The sequence below is a fragment of the Hominilimicola sp. genome (assembly GCF_046972485.1).
GTDB lineage: Bacteria > Bacillota > Clostridia > UBA1381 > UBA1381 > Hominilimicola > Hominilimicola fabiformis.
Genome location: NZ_JBKVWU010000228.1, coordinates 1 through 1,126 on the forward strand (window position 1 = coordinate 1; position 1,126 = coordinate 1,126).

Below are 1,126 nucleotides of genomic sequence, written 5' to 3' on the forward strand. Positions count from 1 at the left end.
CTTACAGTATTGTTTTGCGGATTTATAGGTGCAATGGCGGCGCTTACCGCGTTTTTGCCGAAACAAGAGGTTTCGGTGAACGAAAAACGAACACTTGCAAAATTCCCTGAATTCAGTGTACAAAAATTGTTTAACGGAAAATGGGAAAAGGATTTTGAAACATATATTTCAGACCACTTTCCCGCAAGAAATTTCTTTGCGTCAACCGATTCATATTATATGCTTTATTCGGGACGTAACGGCTCAAATGGGGTATATAAAGGAAAAGACGGGTATATTATTAACACACCTGTAAAGTGTGATGAAGAGAAATTAAATGCAAATATAACAGCGATAAATAATTTCGTGAAAAATACGGGTATCGAAACAAAACTTATTGTTGTACCGTCAACGGGATATATAATGTCGGAAGAACTTCCGAAAGTTCATACCGAATATAATGACAGCGAAATAATCGACGATGTAAAAAACAGGGCAGAGAACGCAGAATTTATTGATATACGCGATACTCTGACCGAAAACAAGGACAAGCAGATTTATTATAAAACCGACCACCACTGGACAAGTTACGGTGCGTATTTGGCATATAAAAAGTGGGCGGAAAGTGAAAATATTGAAGTTCGCAGTGATTATGATATTGAAAGTACAGACGGCTTTTTCGGCACGACTTATTCAAAAAGTGCATTGTGGTACGAAAAATCTGACAGTATAGAAACGTGGGAATATCCGATTAATGTTACGGTGACGATTAATGACGGCTTTGAAGATGAGGTTTATGACAGTATGTTTTTTAAAGAACATCTCGAAGAACTTGATAAATACCCGGTGTTCCTTGACGGAAATCATAATTTTGAAAGGATTGTGAATAACGATAATGAGGACGGTAAGAAAGTGCTTGTGATAAAAGACAGCTATGCACATTGTTTCGTGCCGTTTATGGCTGAAAATTGTTCGCAGATTGATATGGTGGACTTGAGATATTATCTTAATAATGTATCTGCATTGACGGAGCAGAACAGCTATGACGAGGTGCTTATACTTTACGGAATAAGCAATATGTGTGAAGCAAACGATTTGGCGATACTTCAATAATAAATAGCATTAAAAAAGCGGAGATTTTTAAAAT

The 1,126-nt window shown here is 36.8% G+C and carries 1 protein-coding gene; it reads left to right on the plus strand.

Annotated elements, in window-relative coordinates:
• Positions 1 to 1,092 (plus strand): DHHW family protein (locus ACLTU0_RS12010; protein WP_412322676.1); only part of this gene is annotated, 1,092 nt, incomplete at its 5' end.
• Positions 1,093 to 1,126: the final 34 nt, after the last annotated feature.